This is a genomic window from Streptomyces sp. HmicA12, assembly GCF_000373565.1.
Classification (GTDB): domain Bacteria; phylum Actinomycetota; class Actinomycetes; order Streptomycetales; family Streptomycetaceae; genus Streptomyces.
This window is the reverse complement of sequence record NZ_KB891835.1, coordinates 1-3340: the sequence shown is the minus strand read 5'-3', so window position 1 is coordinate 3340 and position 3340 is coordinate 1. Positions and strand designations below refer to the sequence as shown.

Sequence of the window (3340 nt, the reverse complement as noted above, 5' to 3'; positions counted from 1 at the left end):
CGCTGTCTTTTTCGCTTGCGGTAATTCCATAATGCAGACTCCGAGTCTGCATGTCCAGGGGTTCGCAGACTCGGAGTCTGCATAGCGAAGGTTCGCGCTGGTCAGCGGGCGAAATTTGTTCCGCGCATGGGCTTCGTCAGGTGCTGGCGCGGTGGCAGACACCGCACGGGATCTTCATCTCGCGGGTCTTGCCGGTGGGGGAGTGCAGGCGCGTCGAGAGGGTGACCATGCCGCCCCGGCAGCCCTTGACGGTGCAGCGCGTCCGCTTGGGCTTGGAGGTCGGTCCGGCGCCGCCGGTCTGGAGCGTCCAGGCGGTGCTGAGGGCGGCGGCTTTGGCACTGCCGACCGCGTCCTTGGTCTTACTGCGGGCGGCTCCGGCGACGGCTCCGGTGACGGCGCCGGCCTTCTCCTTCACCCGGGCCTTGGCCGCCTTCTTCTTCGAGCGGCCCCACGCCTTCGTGTCCTTGGAGACCTGTCCGCCGAGTGCCTTCACCACTGCGAGCGCGTCGTCGAGGACGAACTGGGGATGGAGTTCGCCGGTGAAGGTGATGCCGCGCCACTGCGCCTTGAAGGTGTCGCGGTCGGCGGCCTTGGTACGGCCGGTGCGAGCCGCCAGGACGGCGTCGACGAGGCCGTTGGTGATGACCGCGTGGTCGTCGCCCTTGCCGCAGGACAGGCAGGTGACGAATGCGGGCCAGACCTCGCGGAATCCTCGCTTGTAGATCTCCAGGGAGTAGCCGTTGCCGCATTCGCCGCACAGCAGCGGTTCCTTGTTGACCTCGGCCATGCCCTGCAACTTCAGGTCCGGCGCGGACGTCATCTCAGGACTCCTTGGGCGAAGGGCTGCGGGGCTGGGTGATGCTCGGCGACGGGCTCGGGTGGTGCGGCGTGGAGCCGGATCCGGCGTCGCATCCGCCCGCGAGGTAGAAGCCGATCGCCAGGCCCGCGACGGCGGCGACGGCCGCCTTGTTCTTCGCCCACCAGGAGGGGGGCAGTGGCTCGCTCAGCACGTACTTGACGCCCATCGGGAGTCGTCCTCCGCGTGATCGGTTTGTCATGGTTTGGGACCTGGATTGGTCCCGGACGGCTGGTGCGTTGATGCAGGTCAGAGGGGGTGCCGATCCTGGACGGGGGCCCCTCGGACCTGGATGGGGGCTGTCCAGGTCCGAGGGGGTCGGGTCCGGGTCCGGGGCCGCCCGGTCCGGGGTGATACCGGGGCATATCGGGTGGCTGTCCGGGTTGGATCCGGGCTGTCAGGCGGTCAGGCCGTACTTCGCCTGGACCGTGCGGAGCACGGCGGCGAGGGGGAATCCGTTGAGTGCGGAGGTGCTCCCCTCGAAGGCGCGCTTCTTCTTCTCCTCGGCCTCGCGGACCACCAGGCGGCCGAGCTTCTCGGCGGTGACTTCGAGTCCGGCGGCCTTGAGCGCGTCGACCAGGACGCTGCCCGGCAGCCAGTCGATCTCGGCGTTGGCGTCGTCCTCCTTGGCGGCCTGGTCGTAGGCGCCGAAGACGTCGACGAGGACGGCCAGGACGTCGGCGTCGGCCTCGCCCTTGTCGCGGAGCTGGTCGGCGAGCGTCTTGGGCTGCTCGGGCAGCGTGCCCGCGGCCTCGCGCAGGGCGTAGGCCCGCTTGCACAGCAGCTCGACCTCGTCGTCGGAGTAGTAGTCGGCGCGGGTGAGGACCGGGTTGGCGCCCTCCGCCCACAGCAGGCCGGCGCCCCGCATCTCCGGCTCGATGGACTTGGCGCTGTATCCCGCGGCCGCGGCGCCCTTGCCGAGGATCGTGTCGGACGCCTCGGGGGTGGTGCAGCGCAGTGCCCAGCGGATGGACAGCAGGTCGCGCAGGCTGGTGTCGACGACGTCGGAGCCGGGCTTCTGGGTGGCGCAGAAGGTCACGATGCCTGCGGCACGGCCCCGGCTGACGAGGTTGCGCAGCCGCTTGGTGATCTTCTTCCCGTAGTCGTCGTCGGTCGTGTAGAACATCAGCTCGTCGACCCACAGCAACTTCTGCCGGAGCAGCGGGTACTTGTTGGCGAGCTCCTCGGTGACCTTGCGCTTGCCGAGCTTCTTCAGCAGCGCGTACCGCTCTCGCATGTCGGCGACGGCGGCGTCGAGCATCTCCAGGAACGCCTCGGGGTCGGCGTCGCCCTCGAAGTACTCGCAAAGCTCGCGGTAGGGCTCCAGGTCGCCGCCGGCCTTTCCGTCGGCGAGCCAGAGGATGACGCGCGGGTCGAGGGCGGCGGCCAGGAGGATGACGTTGCCCGACGCGCTCTTGCCCGCGCCGGGCTCACCGCCGACCAGGCCGGAGCGCTCCACCACGGAGATGGAGATGGCCAGCCCCCGCACGTCGGGGCCGATCGCGATGCGCCCCCAGAAGTTGGCCGCGGCCTCCAGGGCGAGGAGCGGACCCGGCTCGGCGGTCTCGGTGAAGGGCAGCTCCTTGGCCACGAAGATCTCCAGGCGGCCCGCGCGGGCGCCCTTGCCCTTGGTCTTCACGAGGTTGACCTGCGCGTCCTCGACGCCGAGCGCTGAGGCGATCTCGGAGACCGAGCGCATGGCCTTCTTCGCGGGGATGCCGGGCGGCAGGTCGATGACCGCCGACCAGGCACCGCGCGCGTCGAGCATGGGCATCTGGACCATGTGCAGCGACTCGTCGGCACCGATGACCTTGGCCTTGCGGAAGACCTCGTCGAGCATCGGCGCGGACATCGGGTCGCCGTCACCGAGGGAGCGCCAGTCCATCGACCAGTCCGTCTCCTCGTCAATCAGGTGCCGTCCGGCGAAGGCGCCGCCGGAGAAAGTGGCGAGCAGTCCGGCGCCCGCGCCGAAGGCTCCGGCCTCGACGTAGCCGCCGGTGATCGCGGCGAGCGGGGTCCCGTAGGCGGCTCCGGCTCGCATCGCGCGCATCTTGATGCGGTAGCTCTTAGCGTTCTTGTGGGCGGCGATGGCCTGCATGGCAACGGTCTGGGTGCGGTCGGCTTCCCGCAGCGCGACATCCTTCTTCTTCTTCAGCAGGCCGGGCGTGAACCGGGCCGACCTCGCGGCGGCGCGGGCCTCCCTCGCAGCGATGTGCGCCTGGTGGGCGAGCGCCTGGGTCTGGATCCCCTCGAAGCCCGTGACCCAGTCAGCGATGCGGCGGCGGCCCCGCTTGAACTGGGCGACGTGGCCGCGCTGGGTGCGCTGGCGGCGGACCCAGCGGCGGTAGGCCCGCAGCCGGGAGCGGTAGAGGACACCGGTGTACATGGCCCAGCCCTCGGGCGTCTTGGCCCAGGCCGGGATGAGCGGGCTGTCGTCGAACGCGTCGAGGTCGAGGTCGGCGGGCTTGTCGACGTCGGCGGGGG

3 protein-coding genes are annotated in these 3340 nt (G+C 70.2%); all 3 read right to left on the bottom strand.

The features are described from left to right. Window positions 1-136: 136 nt before the first annotated feature. Window positions 137-820: a hypothetical protein gene (locus tag B072_RS0132935; RefSeq protein WP_018534238.1), complete on the bottom strand. Its 684-nt coding sequence runs from the start codon at window positions 818-820 to the stop codon at window positions 137-139. A 1-nt stretch (window position 821) separates the two neighbouring features. Then, a complete protein-coding gene (locus B072_RS0132930; protein WP_018534237.1) occupies window positions 822-1025 on the bottom strand; it encodes a hypothetical protein in 204 nt (67 codons plus the stop codon). Window positions 1026-1253: 228 nt separating this feature from the next. After that, window positions 1254-3340, bottom strand: a 2087-nt coding sequence (locus B072_RS0132925; RefSeq protein WP_018534236.1) for an FtsK/SpoIIIE domain-containing protein, incomplete at its 5' end; no start/stop codon positions are given.

Excerpts from the sequence above, each read along its gene's own strand:
- B072_RS0132935 (WP_018534238.1), bottom strand. The coding sequence starts at position 820 with ATGACGTCCGCGCCGGACCTGAAGTTGCAGGGCATGGCCGAGGTCAAC.
- B072_RS0132930 (WP_018534237.1), bottom strand. The coding sequence starts at position 1,025 with ATGGGCGTCAAGTACGTGCTGAGCGAGCCACTGCCCCCCTCCTGGTGG.